15 protein-coding genes are annotated in these 18,376 nt (G+C 72.9%); 1 reads left to right on the top strand and 14 read right to left on the bottom strand.

Features of this window, described 5'->3' with window-relative positions:
• Nucleotides 1-55 precede the first annotated feature (55 nt).
• Nucleotides 56-667, bottom strand: a complete 612-nt coding sequence (locus ACFYZ3_RS17480; RefSeq protein ID WP_388518073.1) for a TetR/AcrR family transcriptional regulator C-terminal ligand-binding domain-containing protein — start codon at nucleotides 665-667, stop codon at nucleotides 56-58.
• Between the two features lie 147 nt (nucleotides 668-814).
• On the opposite strand from ACFYZ3_RS17480, the gene ACFYZ3_RS17475 reads away from it, so the two are divergent.
• Nucleotides 815-2,311 (top strand): MFS transporter, encoded by a 1,497-nt coding sequence (locus tag ACFYZ3_RS17475; protein WP_388518070.1) that lies wholly within the window; start codon nucleotides 815-817, stop codon nucleotides 2,309-2,311.
• A gap of 23 nt (nucleotides 2,312-2,334) precedes the next feature.
• Here ACFYZ3_RS17475 and ACFYZ3_RS17470 read toward each other — a convergent pair whose 3' ends face one another.
• The 13 genes from ACFYZ3_RS17470 to ACFYZ3_RS17410 form a co-directional block, all read right to left on the bottom strand.
• Nucleotides 2,335-2,883: a DUF1062 domain-containing protein gene (locus ACFYZ3_RS17470; RefSeq protein ID WP_388518067.1), complete on the bottom strand. Its 549-nt coding sequence runs from the start codon at nucleotides 2,881-2,883 to the stop codon at nucleotides 2,335-2,337.
• Between the two features lie 186 nt (nucleotides 2,884-3,069).
• Nucleotides 3,070-4,284 carry an FAD-dependent monooxygenase gene (locus tag ACFYZ3_RS17465; protein WP_388518064.1) on the bottom strand — a complete coding sequence of 405 codons (1,215 nt, stop codon included), beginning with the start codon at nucleotides 4,282-4,284 and terminating at the stop codon, nucleotides 3,070-3,072.
• On the bottom strand, nucleotides 4,281-5,678 hold the full coding sequence (locus ACFYZ3_RS17460; RefSeq protein ID WP_388518061.1) for an MFS transporter: 1,398 nt from the start codon (nucleotides 5,676-5,678) through the stop codon (nucleotides 4,281-4,283). The genes ACFYZ3_RS17465 and ACFYZ3_RS17460 overlap by 4 nt, the downstream gene beginning before the upstream one ends.
• Before the next feature lie 14 nt (nucleotides 5,679-5,692).
• Nucleotides 5,693-6,436, bottom strand: coding sequence for a YoaK family protein (locus ACFYZ3_RS17455; RefSeq protein WP_388518058.1), 744 nt, complete (start codon nucleotides 6,434-6,436; stop codon nucleotides 5,693-5,695).
• A 14-nt stretch (nucleotides 6,437-6,450) separates the two neighbouring features.
• On the bottom strand, nucleotides 6,451-8,271 hold the full coding sequence (locus ACFYZ3_RS17450) for a gamma-glutamyltransferase family protein (RefSeq protein WP_388518055.1): 1,821 nt from the start codon (nucleotides 8,269-8,271) through the stop codon (nucleotides 6,451-6,453).
• A 5-nt stretch (nucleotides 8,272-8,276) separates the two neighbouring features.
• Entirely contained in the window at nucleotides 8,277-9,359 is a 1,083-nt protein-coding gene (locus ACFYZ3_RS17445) for a DUF3500 domain-containing protein (RefSeq protein ID WP_388518742.1), read from the bottom strand.
• A 25-nt stretch (nucleotides 9,360-9,384) separates the two neighbouring features.
• Complete coding sequence (locus ACFYZ3_RS17440) at nucleotides 9,385-10,170, bottom strand: alpha/beta fold hydrolase (protein ID WP_388518052.1); 786 nt, start codon at nucleotides 10,168-10,170, stop codon at nucleotides 9,385-9,387.
• A gap of 192 nt (nucleotides 10,171-10,362) precedes the next feature.
• A complete protein-coding gene (locus tag ACFYZ3_RS17435) occupies nucleotides 10,363-10,980 on the bottom strand; it encodes a TetR/AcrR family transcriptional regulator (protein ID WP_388518049.1) in 618 nt (205 codons plus the stop codon).
• Between the two features lie 82 nt (nucleotides 10,981-11,062).
• Nucleotides 11,063-12,211: a pyridoxal phosphate-dependent aminotransferase gene (locus ACFYZ3_RS17430; RefSeq protein WP_388518046.1), complete on the bottom strand. Its 1,149-nt coding sequence runs from the start codon at nucleotides 12,209-12,211 to the stop codon at nucleotides 11,063-11,065.
• Nucleotides 12,208-12,867 carry an RraA family protein gene (locus ACFYZ3_RS17425; RefSeq protein ID WP_388518044.1) on the bottom strand — a complete coding sequence of 220 codons (660 nt, stop codon included), beginning with the start codon at nucleotides 12,865-12,867 and terminating at the stop codon, nucleotides 12,208-12,210. The genes ACFYZ3_RS17430 and ACFYZ3_RS17425 overlap by 4 nt, the downstream gene beginning before the upstream one ends.
• Nucleotides 12,868-12,976: 109 nt before the next feature.
• Nucleotides 12,977-15,238: a peptidylprolyl isomerase gene (locus tag ACFYZ3_RS17420; RefSeq protein WP_388518041.1), complete on the bottom strand. Its 2,262-nt coding sequence runs from the start codon at nucleotides 15,236-15,238 to the stop codon at nucleotides 12,977-12,979.
• Nucleotides 15,235-16,326: a hypothetical protein gene (locus ACFYZ3_RS17415; RefSeq protein WP_388518038.1), complete on the bottom strand. Its 1,092-nt coding sequence runs from the start codon at nucleotides 16,324-16,326 to the stop codon at nucleotides 15,235-15,237. The genes ACFYZ3_RS17420 and ACFYZ3_RS17415 overlap by 4 nt, the downstream gene beginning before the upstream one ends.
• Before the next feature lie 117 nt (nucleotides 16,327-16,443).
• Nucleotides 16,444-18,363 (bottom strand): RiPP maturation radical SAM C-methyltransferase, encoded by a 1,920-nt coding sequence (locus ACFYZ3_RS17410; protein ID WP_388518035.1) that lies wholly within the window; start codon nucleotides 18,361-18,363, stop codon nucleotides 16,444-16,446.
• Between the last annotated feature and the right edge of the window lie 13 nt (nucleotides 18,364-18,376).

The raw sequence follows: 18,376 nt of genomic DNA, 5'->3' as shown, positions 1-18,376 counted from the left end.
ACACCTTTGCGCCCGGGCACTTGACGCGGACCGGGCCGTCGTCACCTTGTTCCGTTCAGCCCGTCACCCACACACCCGCGCGCGCGGCGGTGCTCGCCGCGCGGGCCGCACGGTCGGCGTCGGCCTCGGTGAGGGGCCGGCCGGTGTTGAGCAGCGCGTAGTAGAGCGGAGCGGAGACGGCCGCCACGACACCGTGCGGGTCGGTGCCGTCCGGGACTTCACCCCGGGCGACGGCGTCCCGCACACAGCCGGCCCATTCGTCGACGCGTACGGCGTAGAAGCGGTGCAGGGCCTCGGCCGCCTGCTCGTTGCAGAGGGAGGCCGCGATCAGCGCCTTGAAGAGCCGCCCTTGGCGGGGGTCGTCGAGCGTCTTGACGACGAGGCGCGCGTTCGCCCGGAGATCGTCCTCCAGTGCGCCCGTGTCGGCACGGGGCAGCGACTGGTCCGCCATGTCGGCCAGCAGGTCGGCGGCGAGACCGCCCGGGGTCCCCCAGCGGCGGTAGACCGTCGTCTTGCCGACGCCCGCGCGGCGGGCGATCTCCCCCAGGTCGAGCGCGTCGAAGCCCTCGGCGGCGAGCGCGTCGCCCGCCGCCAGGAGGACGGCCTCGCGGATACGGGCGGTGCGGCCTCCGGGGCGCAGGGTCCCGGGGGCGGCTGGGTCCGGCATCACGACTCCCTCGTCTCTCTCACGGCGCGCTCACGACGCCAGGCCTCCACCTTATCGGAACCACAGTTCCTTTACCGCCCGGCATCGTGCTACCTTCCGGAACCGTAATGGAACCTCAGACCCATTAACGATTCCGAAGGGAACGCCATGCCCACCACCACCGCCACCGCCGGGGCAGGGGCCACCGCCGGGGCAGGGGCCGATCCGCAGCGGCTCACCGGCCGGTCGAAGCTGGTCCTCGCGGTCCTGCTGGTCGCTCAGTTCATGCTGGCCGTCGACTTCTCGATCCTGAACGTCGCACTGCCCGCGATCGGCGACGGACTCGGCTTCTCCCTGTCCGACCTTCAGTGGGTCGCCACCTCGTTCGCCCTGTCGGCCGCGGGCTTCACCCTCTTCCTCGGCCGTATCGGCGACCTGGTCGGACGCAAGAGGATCTTCATCGGCGGCATCGGCCTCCTGGGCCTCGCCTCCCTGCTCGGCGGCCTCACCACCAGCCCCGAGGTATTGCTCGTCGCCCGGGTCGCCCAGGGCCTGGCCACCGCCGCCGCCACCCCGGCGGGACTGTCCCTGCTGACGACCTCGTTCGCCGAAGGCCCCCTGCGGCAGAAGGCGCTCGGCATCAACGGCGCCCTGATGTCGGCCGGCTTCACCACCGGAGCGATCCTCGGCGGTGTCCTGACCGATCTGCTCTCCTGGCGCTGGGCCTTCTTCGTCAACGTGCCCGTGGCGCTCGCGGTCGTACTCGTCGCCCCGGCCGTCATCAAGGAGTCCAGGCCCGTCGCCCGGGCCGGCCTCGACCTGCCCGGCGCGCTCACCGTCACCCTCGGTCTGCTCGGTCTCGTCTACGGCATGACCCGGGCCGGCGAGTACGGCTGGACCCACCCGCACGCGCTGGCCGGGCTGGGCGGGGGCGCGCTCCTGCTCGCCGTGTTCGTCCTGATCGAGCGCAGAGTGGCGGCGCCGCTGGTACCGCTCGGGACGCTGGGGCGGCGCAACGTGGCCTGGGGCAATGTGCTGGGTCTGCTCGCCTTCGCCACCGAGACCTCACTGGTCTACCTGCTCACCCTGTACCTCCAGAAGACCCTGGGCTTCTCCGCCCTCGCGGCCGGTGTCTCCTTCGGCGTCCTCGGTGCGGGCACCGTCGTCGGCGGGCTGGTCGCCCCCCGATTGCTCGCCAGGACGTCCACGCCGGCCGTGCTCGTCCTCGGCGGCCTCGTCCAGGCGGTGTCCACGGCGGCCCTGCTCCTCCTCGGTACGACGACCGGGTCGTCCCTCGCCCTGCTGCTGCCCGCCACCTTCTTCGGCGGCGTCGGCAACATGCTGGTCATCGTCGGTTTCATGGTCACGGCCACCAGCGGACTGCCGGACGCCGAACAGGGCCTGGCCACCGGCCTGGCCTCGATGTCCCAGCAGGTCGGCATCACCATGGGCACTCCGGTCATGTCCGCCGTCGTCACCGCCGGCACCGCCGGGGCGGCCACCGCCTCCGCCGTCCACCGGGGCGTCACGACGGCCGTCGCCGTCAACGCGGCCCTGGTCCTCCTCGGCGTCGCCGTCGCCGCGCTCTTCCTGCGCGGCGGCGCCGACCGGCCGTCCGGGGTGACGCCCCGCGGAAGCCGGCCGGCGCCGCGGACACGGTCGTGACCGGCCCCGGTCCCGAGGAGGGCTCAGCGTTTGAGCGTGAAGGTGAAGTCGTCGGACAGCCTGTCGCTCAGCCGGACTGCCGAAACGAGTCTGCCCTCCGTGATCAGTCTCCCGGCCTCGGCCCGCGAAAGACCGCACCCTTCAGCGATCAGCCGCACCGGCCGGACAGGGATCCGCGCCGCGAAGCGAACCGAGACATCGATCACCTCGCAATCCGGGTGAACTGTTCCGCCGGTGTCGAGGCGCCAGGCGTCGTCCCAGTCGAGGGCGACGCGGTTGCGGCGCCGCACGACCGGATCCTGCAGCAGTTCGGCCGCCAGGCCGGGGTCGTTCGCATGCAGGCGGTCCAGCAGCCCGGGCGGTACGGAGCGCACGTTCATCCGCTCCAGGACCGTGAGCTTCGCCGTGTCCCCGCAAGCGGTGCAGTGCACGAGGAGCCAGGCGTCGAGGAGCTTGTGGTGCGCGTTGACGCGGAACTTGCCGCTTGCCCGGAAGTGTCTGGACGCACACGTGTGGCAACGGCGGAGGACGAGGGGCAGGCAGGTGGGTACGACGACCCAGTTGTCGAGCACAGGGGTACACCGGTTTCAGTGAGAAGACCGCAGCAGAAAGGAGCGCGTGGCACATGAGCGGCGCGCGACGGATCAGCACTCGGGGGGTCTCACACGGTGTACAACGGCACGTCCTTGCCTGGGCGACTCGGTCCGGCAGCACGGTAGTGACACACGGCGACGGTCTTCCAGCGGTTTTCGGGCGCCTCACCGCGGGCCGGGTTCGTCGGGGAGGCCGCCGAAGGACGGCAGGACCAGGGCCGAGTGGGCCGGCCGGGGCTGCGGGGCGGGCAGGGCGCTGAGGGCGCGCAGTCGGGCGTTGCGCTGCTCCAGCGCCTGGGCGGTGGTCGGGAAGAGGGTGGCGCCGCCCTCGCCGACCAGGTCCTGGTTCAGGGTCACGAAGTCACGGGTGGCGTGCTCGTACGCGGCGAAGCCCTCGGCGTGGTCCCGGCCGGCGAGTGACCCGGCGAGCATGTAGGCGCCGACGAGGGCGAGGCTGGTGCCCTGGCCGGTGAGGAACGAGGGCGCGTACGCGGCGTCGCCCAGCAGCGCGACCCTGCCCTCGGTCCAGCGCGGCATCCGGATCTGGCCGACCGCGTCGAAGAACACGTCGTCCGCGTCGTGGAGGGCACCCAGGATGCCCGGGACCTCCCACCCGGCGTCGGCGAAGACGTCGGCGAGCAGGGCCCGTTGGGCCTTCGGGTCGCCGAAGGCGTCGTAGGGCGGCTCGGGCTGGGCGAAGTTGAGGAAGGCGTGGACTTCCTCGTCGTCGCCCACGGCGTAGACGGCCGCTGCCCTGCCCGGGGTGTTCCACATGACCGTCTCGTGGGAGAGGCCGAGGGTGTTGGGCATGGTGAACACGGCGAAGCAGTAGCCGAGATGGCGGTGGAACTGCTCCTCGGGGCCGAACAGCGTCTCGCGGGTGCGCGAGTGCATGCCGTCCGCGCCGAAGACCATGTCGAAGGTGCGGCTGCCGCCGCCGTGGAAGGTGACGTCGACTCCGTGGGCGGACTGGTCGAGCGTGTCGACGGAGTCGTTGAAGAGGAACTCCACGTCGTCCCGGACGGCCATGTACAGCGCGTCGGTCAGGTCCCCTCGCCGTATCTCCAGGTCCCGTCCGGTCACTCCGCCGGTGACGGCGTGCGGGTGGAGCGAGGTCACCTCGTCGCCGTCCCCGTCGAGGAAGGTGATCCGGCGCAGGTCGATGTGCGCGTCGCGCAGTCGCGGCAGGATTCCCATCTTCTCCACGACGTCGAGTGCGGTGCCGCGTACGTCGATGGGGTAGCCGCCGCTGCGGAGGGTCCCGGCCTTCTCCACCACGGTGACCTCGTAGCCGTGGCGGTTGAGCCAGAAGGCCAGGGCGGGTCCGGCGATGCTGGCCCCGGAGATCAGGACGCTGCGCCTCGGTGCGGTGCGGGTCATGCTTTGACTCCTTTGCTCATGGTGCGGGTGACGAACAGGGCCGACAGCACGACGATGCCGGCGATGACGAATCCGGTGACGTAGGACGATTCGGCCGCGATCTCCGACCCGGAGGGGGTTCCGGCGGTGAGGAGAGCGCCGCCGAGCTGGCCGCCGACCGCGGAGCCGAGCACGCGGCTCACCAGGATCAGGCTGGTGGCGATGCCGGTGTCGTCCGGGTCGACGGCGGTGGCGGTGCTGGTCATCATCGCCGTGACGCACAGGCCGTTGGCCAGCGCGATCAGCACCTTGCCGACGACGAGGTGCCAGATCTCGGTGTGCACGGCCGCCACGGCGAGCAGGCCGACGGCCATCATGACGACGCCGGTGTTGACGACGGCGCGCGAGCCGAAGCGCCGGTCCCCGAGCCCGCCGAGCGGCCCGGCCAGCGTCGCGGCGATGGCGCCGGGCAGCAGGTAGAAGCCGATCTCGGTGGCGCTGGCCCGGAATCCGTAGCCGTCGCCGCGCTCGTCGAGCAGTTGCGGGACGAGATAGACCGCCATCGTGGTGCCGAGGCAGATCACGAAGGTCAGCACGCACGCCTTCCATATCGCGGGCCGTGCCAGCATGTTCAGGTCGATCATCGGTGCGGCCGCTCGCCGTTCGACCCGCACCCATCCGGTGACGAAGACGGCCAGCAGTACGACGAGGGCGACGAGCACGAGTGGCGCCGAGCCGGCTTCGGGCGCCAGCGCGAGGACGAGCATGAGGGTGACCAGCATCCCGCTCAGGAGCAGCAGGCCGGGCCAGTCGATCCCGGCGTCGTCCGACCGGCCCGGTGGATCGGCCGGCATCAGCCTGTTCACCAGCAGGGTGGACCCGACGACCGCGATCGTCGGCAGCGCGAACATCCAGTGCCGGGAGAGCTGTTCCGCCACCGGGCCGGCCGACAGCATGCCGACCATCGACCCGCCGACGAAGAGTCCGCTGACCACGCCGATGGCCACCTTGGACTCGCCGGCGGGGAGGTGTTTGCGGACCACGATGAACGACAGGGGCAGTGCGCCGATCATGGCGCCCTGCAACACCTGTCCGACCAGCAGCACGGGCAGGTTCGGCGCCAGGGCGGACACCGTGCCGCCGAGCGAGACCACCGCCATCAGGCGGATCAGGACCTTTTTCCCGCCGTAGCGGTCGCCGAACTTGCCCGCCAGCGGGGTGATGAGCGCGCCGGTGATGAGGAGGACGATGCTGAGCAGTGCTCCCTCGGACTGGCTCATGTCCAGTTCGCGTTCCAGGAGCGGGATCGTCGGTGACACCACCGATTCCAGGGCGCCGGTGGACAGTGCCAGTATGCCGAGGGCGCCGACAGCGGCCTTCCCGATGGGGACCGGGGGAGCCAGGGTTGTGGTCATGCGCGTCCTTTCCGTCATGGCCGCAGGAGGGCCGTCGATGGAGCGGTCGAGGAAGCCGGTGCGGGAGCGGTCGACGGAGCCGGTGCGGGAGCGGTCGAGGCAGATCCGGTCGTGGCCGGGGCCGCCCGGCTGCCGAGAGCCGTCACGGCCAGCGCGACGCAGGCCGCCACCGCCACCGCGAGGCCCTCGTGCACCTGGCACAGCAGCGCGCCGGCCGCCGCTCCGGCGACGATGAGCGTGACGGCGGCGGTCCGGCGCAGGGCGCCCCGGCCGCGGGCCGCACCCAGTCGGGAGTCGGCCGCGAGGCCGGTCAGCGTGGAGGTCACGACCACCGTGGTGACGTCCTTGACGGCCAGGTGGCGGGCGATCGCCGCCTGCGCCCCCATGGCCAGGGCGAGTGACGACGCCATGCCCGCCCGGGCGCCGGAGGTGTCCGCGCCGACGACGGCCGGACCGAGGGCCGTCGCGGTCAGGACCAGTCCGACGCCGCCCAGCAGCACCGTGCACCGGCCGCTCCAGCCCGGGGCGGCGGTGCGCAGCACCCGCCCGGCCGTCGCCGCGCCGGCGAGGAAGGACGCGAGCGCCACGACCGGCCCGAGCACCGGCAGCCCCGTACCGCCGCCCGTGGCCGCCATGCCGAGGATGACCACGTTGCCCGTCATGTTGCCCGCGAACACCTGGTCGAGGCGCAGGTAGCCGACGGCGTCGACGACGCCGGTCGCGAAGGTGAGGGCGAGCATCAGAGCGGGCTGCGTCACCCGCAGACTCACGTTCATCGTCCGGCCGCGTAGCCCTGGGCGCCGCGCGGGTTCGCGGCCGCCCGGAGGACGCCGCTGTCCGGATCGCGTGTGACGACGGACAGGCGGCCCTGGCTCCACGGCCCGGAGACGGTCACGTCGTGGCCGCGTGCGCGCAGTTCCTCGACGACCGCCCCGCCCGCGCGCTCCTCGATCACCAGTCCCCCGGGCGTCCAGGTCCGCGGCCAGAACGAACTCGGTACGGCGGTGGTGTGGAAGGCGGGTGCGTCGATCGCCGCCTGCGGGTCCATGCCCAGCGCCAGCGTGCGTACCAGGTAGATGAGTTGCCACTGGTCCTGCTGGTCGCCGCCGGGTGTGCCGAGGGCGGCCACCGGGTTGCCGTCGCGCAGCAGCAGGGTCGGCGTCAGGGTCGTACGCGGCCGTCGGCCCGGTGTCAGGCGGGAGGGGGCGGCCGGGTCCAGCCAGGTCATCTGGAGCCTGGTACCCAGCGCGAAGCCCAGGTCCGGCACCGCGGGCGAGGACTGGAGCCACCCTCCCGACGGTGTGGCGGAGACGATGTTCCCCCAGCGGTCGACGACGTCGATGTGGCAGGTGTCGCCGCGGGTCTCCCCGGTCTGCTGCACGGTGGGTTCGCCCACGCCGTCGGCCTGCCGGTCGGGCCCCCGGGTGACGAGCGGCGGCATGTACGGGGTGACGCCGATGTGGCCGGGCCGGAAGGCGGTGGAGGCGAGCGGGCGGATCAGACTCGCGCGCTCCTTGCCGTACCGGGGGGACAGCAGCCGGCGCAGCACGGCCTCCGCCTCCGCCGGATCGCGGTGCCCGTAGTACGCCTCCCGGTCGGCCATGGCCAGCTTCAGGGCCTCGGTGAGGGTGTGGATGCCCTCGGCGGTCGACGGATCGAGCCGCGCGTCGTCGAAGTGGTCCAGCATGGTGAGGGCCTGGAGCAGCACGGGCCCCTGGGACCACAGGCCCGCCTTGGCCACCGTGGTCCCCCGGAAGCGCGCGGTGACCGCGGGCTCCAGGGACGGCTGGAAGTCGGTGAAGTCGGCGGCGGTGAGGACTCCGGCGTGGTCGCCGCCCGAGGAGTGCCGGTGGGGCACGGCCGCGAACCCGGCGACGGCCTGCGCGACGAACCCGGTGCGCCAGGCGCGCCGCGCGGCGTCGATCCGGGCGGTCCGCGTCCCGCCCCAGGCCGCCGTGCCCGCCGTGCCCAGCCGGCGCAGGGTGCGGGCGTAGACGGGATTGACGAGAGTGGCGTACGGCGCGGGGACGCGGCCCTCGGGCATCCACAGCGCGTACGACGTCGGCCAGTGCGTGCGGAAGAGCTCCTCGACCGTGGCCAGGACGCGCGCCAACTGCGGTACGACCGGCACTCCGTGTTCCGCGTAGTCGATGGCGTAATCGAGGACGTCGGCGAGTTCCCAGGTGCCGAACTCGGCGAGCAGCCAGAGCCAGGAGTCGACGGCGCCCGGGACGGCGGCGGCGAGCGCTCCCGCGCCCGGGACGTGGTCGAGCCCTTCGGCCCGGAAGTGCTCGATGGTGGCGCCGCGCGGGGCGTGCCCCTGGCCCGCCAGTACCTGCGGCGACGGGTCCGCGGCGGTCGCGAGCACGGCGACGAGGTCACCGCCCGGGCCGTTGAGGTGGGGTTCGGCGACGTGCAGCACGAAGGCACCGGCCACGGCGGCGTCGAAGGCGTTGCCGCCCCGCTCCAGTACGGACTGGGCGGTCGCGGTCGCCAGCCAGTGCGTCGACGCGCACATGCCGAAGGAGCCGCGGAGGGTGGGGCGGGTGGTGTGCGCAGGGGCGTCGGGCGGTGACGGTGGTCGACCGGCCATGTCAGTCACGATCCGTTCGGGTGGTGGGCGGCGTGATGGGCGGCCAGGACGTCGCCGCCGAAGTCGGTCTCCGGGTCCCGCCACACGGCGTGCGCGTGGTTGGCGCCGCGGTGGACGTTGGTCCACTCGATGAGCAGCCGGGGGCCCTGAAGCCGGTAGTAGTGCGGCTCGCCCGGCGCGGTCGGGCCGGCCCAGGCGAGGTGTACGGCGTCCAGTGCGGCGGGGTCGTCGTAGCGGGGCAGGGGGGAGACCCCGTCCGGGACGCGGTCGAGGTAGGCGCCGAGCAGGACGCGCAGCAACTCCCGTTGCGCCTGGTCGAGTTCCGCGCCCGGCACGCCCTTGGGCGCCGGGGTGAGGGCCAGCGCCCGCCGTTCGTCACCGTCGAGTCCGGTGGACGGCTGCTCGGCGCGGTCCGGGGTGTGGGTGCCGGGGCGCCAGAGTTCGCCGCGCCTGATCACGCGGTCGCCGACGCGGGCGCTGTTGCCCGCCACGACGTCGTTCGGGGCGCGGGGCAGCAGGATCGCGCGGGCGGCGGCCTCGGGGCGCAGGGAACGGACCAGTTCGCGCGCCGTGTCCTCGGCCGTCCCCAGCGGGCGCAGCGTCGAGCCGCCCAGGAGGGGCGAGGCGGCGGGGTCGGCGCCCAGAAAGCAGGGGGTGGTGGCGACGACGCGCCCGCCCACGACGAGGTTGTTGAGCGAGACGTGGTGGCCGCCGAACCGCCAGCCCCACGGCCGCGGCCCGCCGGGCTCGCCGAAGACGCGCAGGTAGTACATGCCGGGGTCGCGGGTCCGCTCCCTCCCCCAGTTCACCGAGAAGCCCTCGACGTGGTCGAGCACGTTCTCCAGACCGAGCACGGTGGCGACGGTGACGTATCCGGCTTCGGACAGCCCGCCGGCGACCAGTCGCATGGCCAGGCGGTGCTGGGCGGGGCGCTGCTGGTGGAAGGTCAGGCCGCCGTGGTCCGTGGGCGTGTAGTACCAGCGGGTGCGTTCACCCTCGGCCTCGCCCGGGGCCGGTGCCGGTCCGGTCGCGGCCTCGCGCTGGTCGGCGTCCAGGGAGTGCAGCCACGCCCGGGCGGCCTCGGCCATCCGGTCCGCGACGTCGCGGGCGGCGTCAGTCACGTCCCTCGACCCCGAGGAACTCGCGCACCCAGTGGGCGACCGTGTCCGCGAACTCCACCGCGATCCCGTGGCGTCCGCCCTCGATCGGGCGCAGCTCGGCGTCCGGGATGCGTCGTTCCATCAGGAGGGCGCCTTCGTAGGGCGCCAGCCGGTCCTGCGTGCCGTGCACGATCAGGGTGGGTGCGGTGATGTCCCCGAGGCCGTCCCGTATCTCGTGCCGGCGGGCGGCGTCGTGGCGGCGGACGCTCTGCTCGGGGGTGCGGCGGGTGAGGGTCCCGGCCGGCCGGGCACGCTGCCCGCTCTGGCCCTCGGGCGTGAAGAAGAAGTCCGCGGCCGCCTTCTGCCGGTCCTCGTGGGACATCTCCAGGAGTTCGTCGATCGCCGCGCTGCCCATCGCGTAGCTCGGCGTGGTGGCGACCAGGACGAGCGACGCCACCCGTTCGGGGTGCCGGCGTGCGGCGTGCTGGGCGACGGCGCCGCCGAAGGAGGTGCCCAGCAGGTGCGCCCGCGCGAGCCCCAGCGCGTCGAGCAGCGCGACGAGGTCGTCGGCGAGGACCTCGGGCGTGTAGGGATCCGGCGGGTTCACGGTGATCCCCGAGTCGCGCTGGTCGTACGAGATCGCCCTGATCCCCGCACCCAGTCCCGCGCGGAGCGTGGCGAACTGGGTGCGGTCGCTCTCCCCGCCGTGGACGAGCAGGAGCGGCACACCGTCGCCGCTGTCGAGGAACCCGACGTCGAGTTCACCCGCTCGTACGGTCTCTTGCTGCTGCTTGGTCATCACTGACCTCCACTAGAGAGATAATTTTCTTATTCGAGATTCTTCTATCACTTCATGGGCCGCCTGAAGGAAGGCTCCGACGCGGGTGCGTTTGGTGCCTGGCGACGAGGTGCAGCGTGGGTGGACGGCTACGGGCCGGGCGTCATACCCGGGAGCCAATCTGGAGTGATACCGGAGTAGGGGGAGGGGCGGTCAGCCCGCCCGCACCCACCCGCGCAGCGCGCCGCAGTACGCCTCGGTCAGCCGGGCGATGACCTCACGGCGGGACAGACCCGTCTCCCGCAGCAGGTCCTGGATCTCCCGGGGGTCGAAGATCATGTTGCTGAGGAACAGGGCGTGTTCGAGCATCCCGTCCGGCAGGCCGATGTCGTCGAGCAGTCCGCGCACGGGCTCGCTCCAGGCGTCCCGCAGCGCGACGATGATCTCGTTGCCGTCGTGCAGCCGCTCCAGGTAGCCCCGGCGGGACCGCAGTTGCACCAGCGCCGGGCCGTGCTCGGCCAGCAGGTCCACCCACTTGTCCACGAGGGCGTCGAACAGCGGCCGCCCCTGCGCGGCCGAGGCGAGGCTGAAGTCGCGGAGCTCCTCGACGACGCTGAGCACATAGGCCGCCAGCACGTCGTCCACCGAGGAGTAGTAGCGGTACGCGGTGGCCGGACCGATCTCCGCGCGGGACGCGACCGCCTGCATGGTGAGCCGGTCGGGCGCCTCCCGGGCCAGCTCACCGACGGCCTGGAGGAGGCGGCGGTGGTTGCGCCGGGTGTCGCTGCGCGGCTTGCGCCGCCCGCGCGGGGCGGCCTGCTGGTCGGTCACGGGCCTCCTCCGCCTCACAGAAGTGCAGGCAAAGGGTATCGCCTCGGTGTGCCGGCCCCGGCCGAGGTGTCGTGCGCGGCCCTCAGGAGCGCGCCTGGGCGAAGTAGCGGACGATCCGCTCCAGCCCGACCCACAGGTCGTCCTCGGAGGCCGCGAAGGAGATCCGGAGGTGCCCCTCGCCCGAGGGCCCGTACTCGGCACCGGCCCGGACGAGCACCTGGCACGCGGCGAGTTCGCGCGCGACCACCTCCGAGGGCAGGTCCGCGTCGTAGCGCAGGAACCCGTAGAACGCGCCCTCCGGCGGCACCAGGTGCAGTCCGGGCACGCCGGACAGCCGCCCGACGACCAGGTCGCGACGCTGCCGGTACCGGTCGGCCATGGCCCCGACGACGCCGTCCGGCAGGTCCAGGGCGGCCAGGGCCGCGTGCTGGACCGCCGTGTTCAACGAGCCGTTCCAGGTCCGGTGCACCTGGGCCGCCGCGTCCAGCACCTCACGCGGCCCGGTCAGGTATCCCACCCGCCAGCCGGTCATCGCGTACGTCTTGGAGAACGTCTGCACGTACACCGTCCGCTCGCGCAGCGACTCGATCTCCAGCGCCGAGGTCGGTTCGTGGCCCGGGTAGGTCAGCCGGTGGTACGCCTCGTCGCTGACGACCAGGACGTCGGTGCCGTCGAGGAGCTTGCCGAGGACCTCGAGTTCCTCCCCGCGGTGCACGATGCCGGTCGGGTTCGACGGGTTGGAGAAGATCATCATCTTGGCGCCGGGGAGCGCGGCGGCCAGCGCGTCGAGGTCCCAGTGCAGGTCCGGGGCGAGCGGGACGAAGTCCACGGTGCCGCCGGCGAGGACGACCAGGTCGGCGTAGAGCGAGTAGGCGGGCTCCGGGACGACCACTCGGTCGCCGGGGCCGATCGTCGCGAGCACGACCGCCGCCAGCGCGGCGGTGGCGCCGTGGGTGACCAGGACGTCGTCCGCGTCCCACGCCCCGCCGGGACGCTCCGGCAGCCTCGCCGCGAGCGCGGCACGCAGCTCCCGCAGGCCACGCTGGTCGGCGTAGTGGGTGTGCCCCTCGCGCAGGGCGGACACCGCCGCCTGAACCACCGTCGGCGGCGTCGGGAAGTCCGGCTCCCCCATGGCCAGGGAGACGGCCCCCGGCGGGGCCGGGGCGAGGGCCGGGCGGCGCGAACGGCGGCGCAGTTCCGCGATCCGGGAGGCGGGCGGGGTGGCGATCATCGGGCCACCACCGCGCGGTCGGGGCGCGCGGCGAGGATGCGCCCGCGGAGCGCGTCCTCCTTCTCGGCGACCCCGTCGACCGCTTCCACGACCTCCGCCACCCGCCGCCGGGGAACGACGACGACGCCGTCGGCGTCACCGACGAGCACGTCGCCGGCCTCCACGACCATGCCGCCGACCGCCACCGGAGCGCCGACGGCACCGGGCCCGTCCTTGAAGGGTCCGGCGGGGGTGATCGCCCGCGCGTACACGGTCAGGCCCATCTCGGACAGGGCCCGTACGTCGCGGACCGCGCCGTCGACCACGGCGCCGGTGACCCCGGTGTTCACCATGATCTCGCCGATGAGGTCGCCGACCAGCGCGCGGGTCGTGTCCCCGTGGCCGTTGACGACCAGGACGTCGCCGGGCCGGGCCTCGTCGAGTGCCCGGTGGACGGCGAGGTTGTCGCCCGAGCGCACGTCCACCGTGAGGGCGTTGCCCAGGAGGGCGGCGCGTTCGGTGAGCAGCCGGATGCCGCCGTCCATGACCGTCATCCGCTCCAGCGCGTCGCCGACGTGGGCGGCCGGCACCTCCCCCAGACGGCGCGTCCCGGCCGCGGCGGCGCGGTCCCAGCTCGGAGCGACGGACACGCCGTCCGTCGCCGCAGCAATGAACACGATGACACTCCCTTCTCATGACGCACCTCTTAAATGAGGTAGTCATCTCAGATAAGAGTGACCATAGCCGTCCCACCGCCCGGCCACAATGCCCGGCGGCGTCGAGACGCTAGTCGGCCGCGATCGTCACCCGGTCCAGCCGGACCGCCGTCGGTGCCGCGGCGATGGAGCGGACCACGTCCTGGGACCGCTCGTCCGCCACCTGCCCGAAGATCGTGTACTGCCCGTTGAGCCGGGGCGTCGGCGCGAGCGTGATGAAGAACTGCGAACCGGTGCTGTCCCGGCCGAGGTTCGCCATGGCGAGCTGGAAGGGCTGCTCGAATCCCCGGTCGGGGCGGATCTCGTCCGGTATCCGGTATCCGGCGCTGCCGTGCCCGGTCCCCAGCCGGTCGCCGCCCTGGACGACGAACCCGGGCACTCGGCGGTGGAAGACCGTGCCGTCGTAGAAGCCGCCGCGGCCGGTGGTTCCGGTCAGGGGGTCGGTCCAGGCGCGGCTCCCGGTCGCCAGGCCCACGAAGTTGTCCGCGGTGTAGGGGGTTTCGTCGGGACGCAGGGCGAGGCGGATGTCGCCGCACCCGGTGTGGAGGACCGCGGCCAGGGTCCGGTAGGTCCGCAAGGAGGCGGAGAAGGGACGGCGGGCGGGTGTCCGGCGGACCCGGACCGGGGCGTCGCGCAACGGGTCGCCCTGGGGGTCGAACGCGGTCGGGTCGCTGCGGTCCCCGCATCCGACCGTGCCCGGGGCGCCGTTGGCCGGGGCCGACGGGAGCGACAGGGACGACGAGGACGACGGGGACGAGGGCGAGGGCGAGGGCGAGGGCGACGGGGACGACGACGAGGGCGACGGGGGCGACGGGGGCGACGAACCGAGCCACACCGGGTGGCCCTCCAGCGACTCCAGGCGGTGGGCCCGCCACAGCTCGCGGACCTCCGCCGAGGCGTGGGCCAGCAGCGTGTCGAGGTCGGTCGCCGCCTGCGCGTCGAGCACCGCGCGCATGGTCGTCGTGTCGTGGTACTTGTCGAAGAGCGAGCCGTTGTTGTGCTCGAGGGTGAAGCACTGGTCGACGAAGACCCGGTCGGGCAGCTCGTACTGGACGTAGCGCCGCATCATGGCGGCCACCGGGGCCCACGCCTCGCCGCCGAACTCGACGCCCGGACCGGCGAAGGCGTCGGTGGCGAGCCGCAGTGCCGGGCCGTGTCCCCGCTCGCGGCGCACCCGCTGCCAGGTGACGCGGCTGTCGCCCTGGTTGATCTCCGTGATGAAGTCGGCCAGTTCCCGCGGGTGGTGCCGGGTCCTGGCCCGCTCGTAGTGGCCGAGTTCGTTGCCGATCACGTTGTCCAGGTGCCCCGCCAGCTCGGCGCACAGGTGGGGCAGCCATGAGGACAGCCGTACTCCGGCCCTGCGGTCCCCCGCCGCGGACAGCCACTCCAGCAGGTAGAAGTCCGCGGCGAGCGAGGACGGGTCGACGGAGTCGACGAACCAGCGCGGGCTGTGGGCGCGGAGCTCCGCGGCGATCATGGTCAGTGCCTCGTCGCGGCCGATGTCGCCGTCCAGGTGGCGGGGCCAGTGCCGTTCGGCCACGGAGTACAGCCGCGTGTAACGCCACTTGGTGCCGAGCACGTCGGCGCAGGGACGGTGGGCGGGATCCCGCGCGCGGACCAGGTGACCGGCCGTCAGCTCCACGAGGATCTTCGTGAGGACGATGCGCAGCCGGCGCTGGTACGGAGCGCTGCCCGGCAGTCGCCGCACCAGTTCGGTGGACAGATGGCCGTCCGGAAGCGCGCCGGACTTCAGCTGCGCCCAGCCCAGCATGGTCAGTACGGCGTCCGCGAGCGTCGATCCGCGGAAGCGGCGGCAGTCGGCGTACAGGCCCGTGACCGTGCCCGCGTCGGTCAGGAAGCCGGTGGCGGGCGGGGCCGGGGCGAGCGGCACCAGGTGGAGGTCCAGCGTCCGCCCGGACTCGGCGGTGCCCAGGGCCGCGCGGAGGGGAGCCAGGCAACGCCCGTCCCCGAGGAAGTCGTCGACCGCCGCGACGGCCTGCTTGCGGAGCTCCTCGAACGCGGGGAGGGCCTCGGCGAGGGTGGGGGCGGCAGCGGTCAGCGCGGTGGTGACGAGTTCCGTTCCGGGCCGGAGGCGGTCGTCGTCGACGAGGGCGGCGAGGTCCTCCGGCCGCCGGGCGGCGGCCAGGAACGCGGGGATCCCGGAGCCGAGGGCCCCCGCCCAGGACCGCAGACCGTCGCGGTACAGGTCTGCCTCCGGGACGACCGGTCTGGGCAGGAAGGTGGGTTCCCAGGAGCCCGTGCGCCCGATCAGCTCGCGCTGGAGCGCGAGGGCGAGGTCGAGCGTGTCGCTGCGCCGGTGCCGGAACCTCACCTCGCCTCCCGCTGTCCGCACTGCTCGGTGAGCAGACCCGCTTTCCGCAGCTCGGTGACGAGCCGCCGGCACCTCTTCGCGGTGAGTGCGGCGTACCCGGGCGCCCTCGTCGACAGGGCGCCCGCGTACTCGACGACGGCCTCCGGGTCGAGCCCGTGGCTCAGTCCCCACACCAGCGCCGCGTCGTGCGGCAGCCGGAAGTGCCGGCCGGCGGGCTCGACCAGCGTCACCATGTCGTCGTAAACGCGCGGGAAGTACTGCGGGGATCTGCGCAGCGGTCCGCTTCCCTGCCGCCAGAGGGGCCAGTGGGAGAGGTCGACGCCCTGCCAGCCGAAAGTGGCGGTGGCGATGAGGCAGGTCTGGGCGAATGCCGTGAGCGCGGCCAGGCCCCTGTGCGGGTCGTCGGCCAACGGGTTCTCGCGCAGCAGTTGCTGGAAGTGGGCGAAGGGGAAGTCCGCGGGGCCGCTGCGGGCGAGCTGCCGCCACACCCACTTCTCGCCGAAGTAGAGATCGCCGCAGGCCGCCGCCAGCGCCTTCCCGGCACACAGCAGGGCACGCCGTCCGGCCAGCGCGGCCGCGTCCAGGTCGTTCGGGTCGTCCGACCGGCGCAGTCCGAGGCAGTCCTCGGCCGCGAAGAACGCGGCGAGCATCCCGTTGTTCATGACCAGCCGGGCCAGCCGCCTGGGGTGCTCGTCCAGCCGTTCGCGCAGTGCGGCCAGGGCGCCGGAGTCGGTCACGACGTCGCCGGTGCGCAGCCGGACGGCCAGCGCGACCTCCCGGTCCGACAGCGGCGGCCCGGGGTGGTCCGAGCGCAGCCCCGGGGCGAGGACCCGGTCGACCAGCGACTGGAGGGTGCCGAGGCGGAGTTGCTGTACGTCGACACGGACGGTGTCGGCGAACATCTGCCTGCGCACCTCGTCCACCGACGAGCCGACCAGGTAGACGTCGATGTCGCTGGTGGCGCTGCCCAGGCCGACCAGCGAACTGCCGGCGACGAACGCGGCGTCGGCGTCCGTCGACGCGGCGAGGCGCGAGGCGATGCGCCTGCCCAGGCGCACCCGGTCCCCGGCCGACGGCACGGCGGTCATGTGCTCTCCCTCCTCGACACTCCTCGACATTCCTCGGCACTACTCGGCACTACTCGGCACTTCGTGGCACTTTGTGGCGCTCCTTGGCGCTCCTCGGCGCTCCTTGGCGCGGGGCGGCTACCAGCCGGGGTTCTCCGGCAGTGCGAGCCCGAGGTACTTTCCGTCGTCCGAGACCATCACGCCCGCGCGGCAGCAGCGTTCGAGGAAGGCTTCGACCTCGTCCTCGGGGACGGACAGGTCCCGTTCCGCCAGCCGCCGGGAGACCGCCGCCGGGGTGCGGGGGGCGTCACCGCAGATCTCGTAGGCCGGTGCCGTCCAGCCCGTGAGGACGGCCCGTGAGGGCCGGTCGGTCCTGCGGTCGACGAGCGTCAGTTTCCCGGGCAGCCGTTGGTAGACGAGGCTCGGCCGGGCCTCGCCGAAGCGGGTCCGCCAGTGCGCGACGGCTTCGTTGAGCGCGGCGACCTTCTCGTGGGACACGGTGCCGGACGCCTCGTAGTCGAAGAAGTACGCGATCTTCTCCCGGTCCAGCGAGGGTGGGTAGACGTGGCTGTAGCTGGCCCGGGGCCGGACGTTGCCGATGGGGAAGGACGGGTCGGTGAAGTAGGGGCTGAAGCGCTCCAGCCAGATCCGTCCGCAGCCGCCGGGCGGCTGGAGGTGGTGCAGCAGGGGGAGCAGGCGCAGTTGCTCGGCGTAGTCCTCCTCGGTCTCCCCGGGGAATCCCGCCAGGATGTTCCACGCCACGTCGATTCCGTAGTAAGCGGCCCATTTCAGCAGCCGGATGTTGATCAGCTTGCTCGCGCCCTTGCGCATGAGTTTCAGGACGTGGGTGCTGAGGCTTTCGATGCCGGGCTGGATGCGCAGGATCCCGGCGTCCTTCAGGGTGGCGAGCTGGTCGCGGGTGAGATTGGCCTTCACCTCGAAGAACAGGTTGACGTCCCAGTGCTCCTCGGCCAGCCGTGCGCACAGGGTCGAGAAGTACCCCATGTCGAGGATGTTGTCGACGGTGTCGACGTGCACCGCCGGGTAGTCGCGCAGCAGCGCGCCGAGTTCGGCGAAGGCCCGCTCGCCGGACTTGGAGCGGTAGGCCATGCCGAGCGCGTTGAGGCCGCAGAAGGTGCAGTGGTGCTTCTGGCCCCACCAGCATCCCCGGGAGAACTCGACCGGGAGCCGTACGGGTGTGCGGCCCAGCAGCCGGGTGCGGTCGAAGCGGTCCAGCCAGGCGAAGTAGTCCCGGTAGTCGGGGGTGGGGAGGTCGTCGAGGGACTGCGGGCGTTGTGCGTCACCGGTCGGCGGCGCGTCCGTGGCGGCGTGGTCCAGGACGCCGGGGACGGGGGTGCCGGTGCCGTCGGCGATGTTCTTCAGCAGCGCGGGGAAGGCGACGTCGCCCTCACCCGTCACCACGTGGTCGAGCCAGGGCAGCTTCCGCGCGTACTCCGCTCCCATCTCGCCGTCGAAGTTGGCGCCCCCGTAGACCAGCCGCACACCCGGGTGGAACTCCTTGATCTTCCTTCCCAGGGCGAGCGACGCCGTGTTCTGCAGGAAGGTGGAGGTGAACCCGACGACGTCGTACTCCCCCCACTCCGCCCGGGCCGCGCATGCGGTGATCCACTCCGGCAGCTTCTCCCGGCGCAGTTCCACCAGGCCGTCGAGGCCCTCGCCGGTGAGTTCCTCCCAGAGGGACTTCACCTCGGGGTAGGCCGCGAAGTAGTCGTCGTCGGGGGTCACCTCGCCGAACGCGGCGTAGGAGAAGAGCCACTCCCCCATCAGGTGGAGCCGCTCCGAGGCGATGTTGGCCACCGCGTCGTACGCCTCGCTGCCGAAGACGGAGGCGAACTCGACGTTGAGGTAGTGGCTGTCGCAGGCGTGACCGGCCCGGCGGGTGATCGACTGCAGCAGTCCGCACTGGATGGAGGGCGCGTGGATGCGCGCCCAGGGCATGTTCACCAGGGCGACGCGCAGCGCTCTGCCCGGCGGTCCGGCGGACACCGCGTGGTCCGCCTCGGTCCGCACGGCCAGGGGCAGGCGGATGACGCTCATCGGTTCCCCCTCG

This window comes from Streptomyces sp. NPDC001599 (assembly GCF_042893535.1).
Lineage (GTDB): Bacteria > Actinomycetota > Actinomycetes > Streptomycetales > Streptomycetaceae > Streptomyces.
Note: the sequence above shows the minus strand (reverse complement) of the source record. Positions and strands in the feature narration are given on the sequence as shown.

Excerpts from the sequence above, each read along its gene's own strand:
- ACFYZ3_RS17415 (WP_388518038.1), bottom strand. The coding sequence starts at position 16,326 with ATGACCGCCGTGCCGTCGGCCGGGGACCGGGTGCGCCTGGGCAGGCGC.
- ACFYZ3_RS17480 (WP_388518073.1), bottom strand. The coding sequence starts at position 667 with ATGCCGGACCCAGCCGCCCCCGGGACCCTGCGCCCCGGAGGCCGCACC.
- ACFYZ3_RS17460 (WP_388518061.1), bottom strand. The coding sequence starts at position 5,678 with ATGACCACAACCCTGGCTCCCCCGGTCCCCATCGGGAAGGCCGCTGTC.
- ACFYZ3_RS17450 (WP_388518055.1), bottom strand. The coding sequence starts at position 8,271 with ATGGCCGGTCGACCACCGTCACCGCCCGACGCCCCTGCGCACACCACC.
- ACFYZ3_RS17445 (WP_388518742.1), bottom strand. The coding sequence starts at position 9,359 with ATGGCCGAGGCCGCCCGGGCGTGGCTGCACTCCCTGGACGCCGACCAG.
- ACFYZ3_RS17440 (WP_388518052.1), bottom strand. The coding sequence starts at position 10,170 with ATGACCAAGCAGCAGCAAGAGACCGTACGAGCGGGTGAACTCGACGTC.
- ACFYZ3_RS17465 (WP_388518064.1), bottom strand. The coding sequence starts at position 4,284 with ATGACCCGCACCGCACCGAGGCGCAGCGTCCTGATCTCCGGGGCCAGC.
- ACFYZ3_RS17475 (WP_388518070.1), top strand. The coding sequence starts at position 815 with ATGCCCACCACCACCGCCACCGCCGGGGCAGGGGCCACCGCCGGGGCA.
- ACFYZ3_RS17430 (WP_388518046.1), bottom strand. The coding sequence starts at position 12,211 with ATGATCGCCACCCCGCCCGCCTCCCGGATCGCGGAACTGCGCCGCCGT.
- ACFYZ3_RS17410 (WP_388518035.1), bottom strand. The coding sequence starts at position 18,363 with ATGAGCGTCATCCGCCTGCCCCTGGCCGTGCGGACCGAGGCGGACCAC.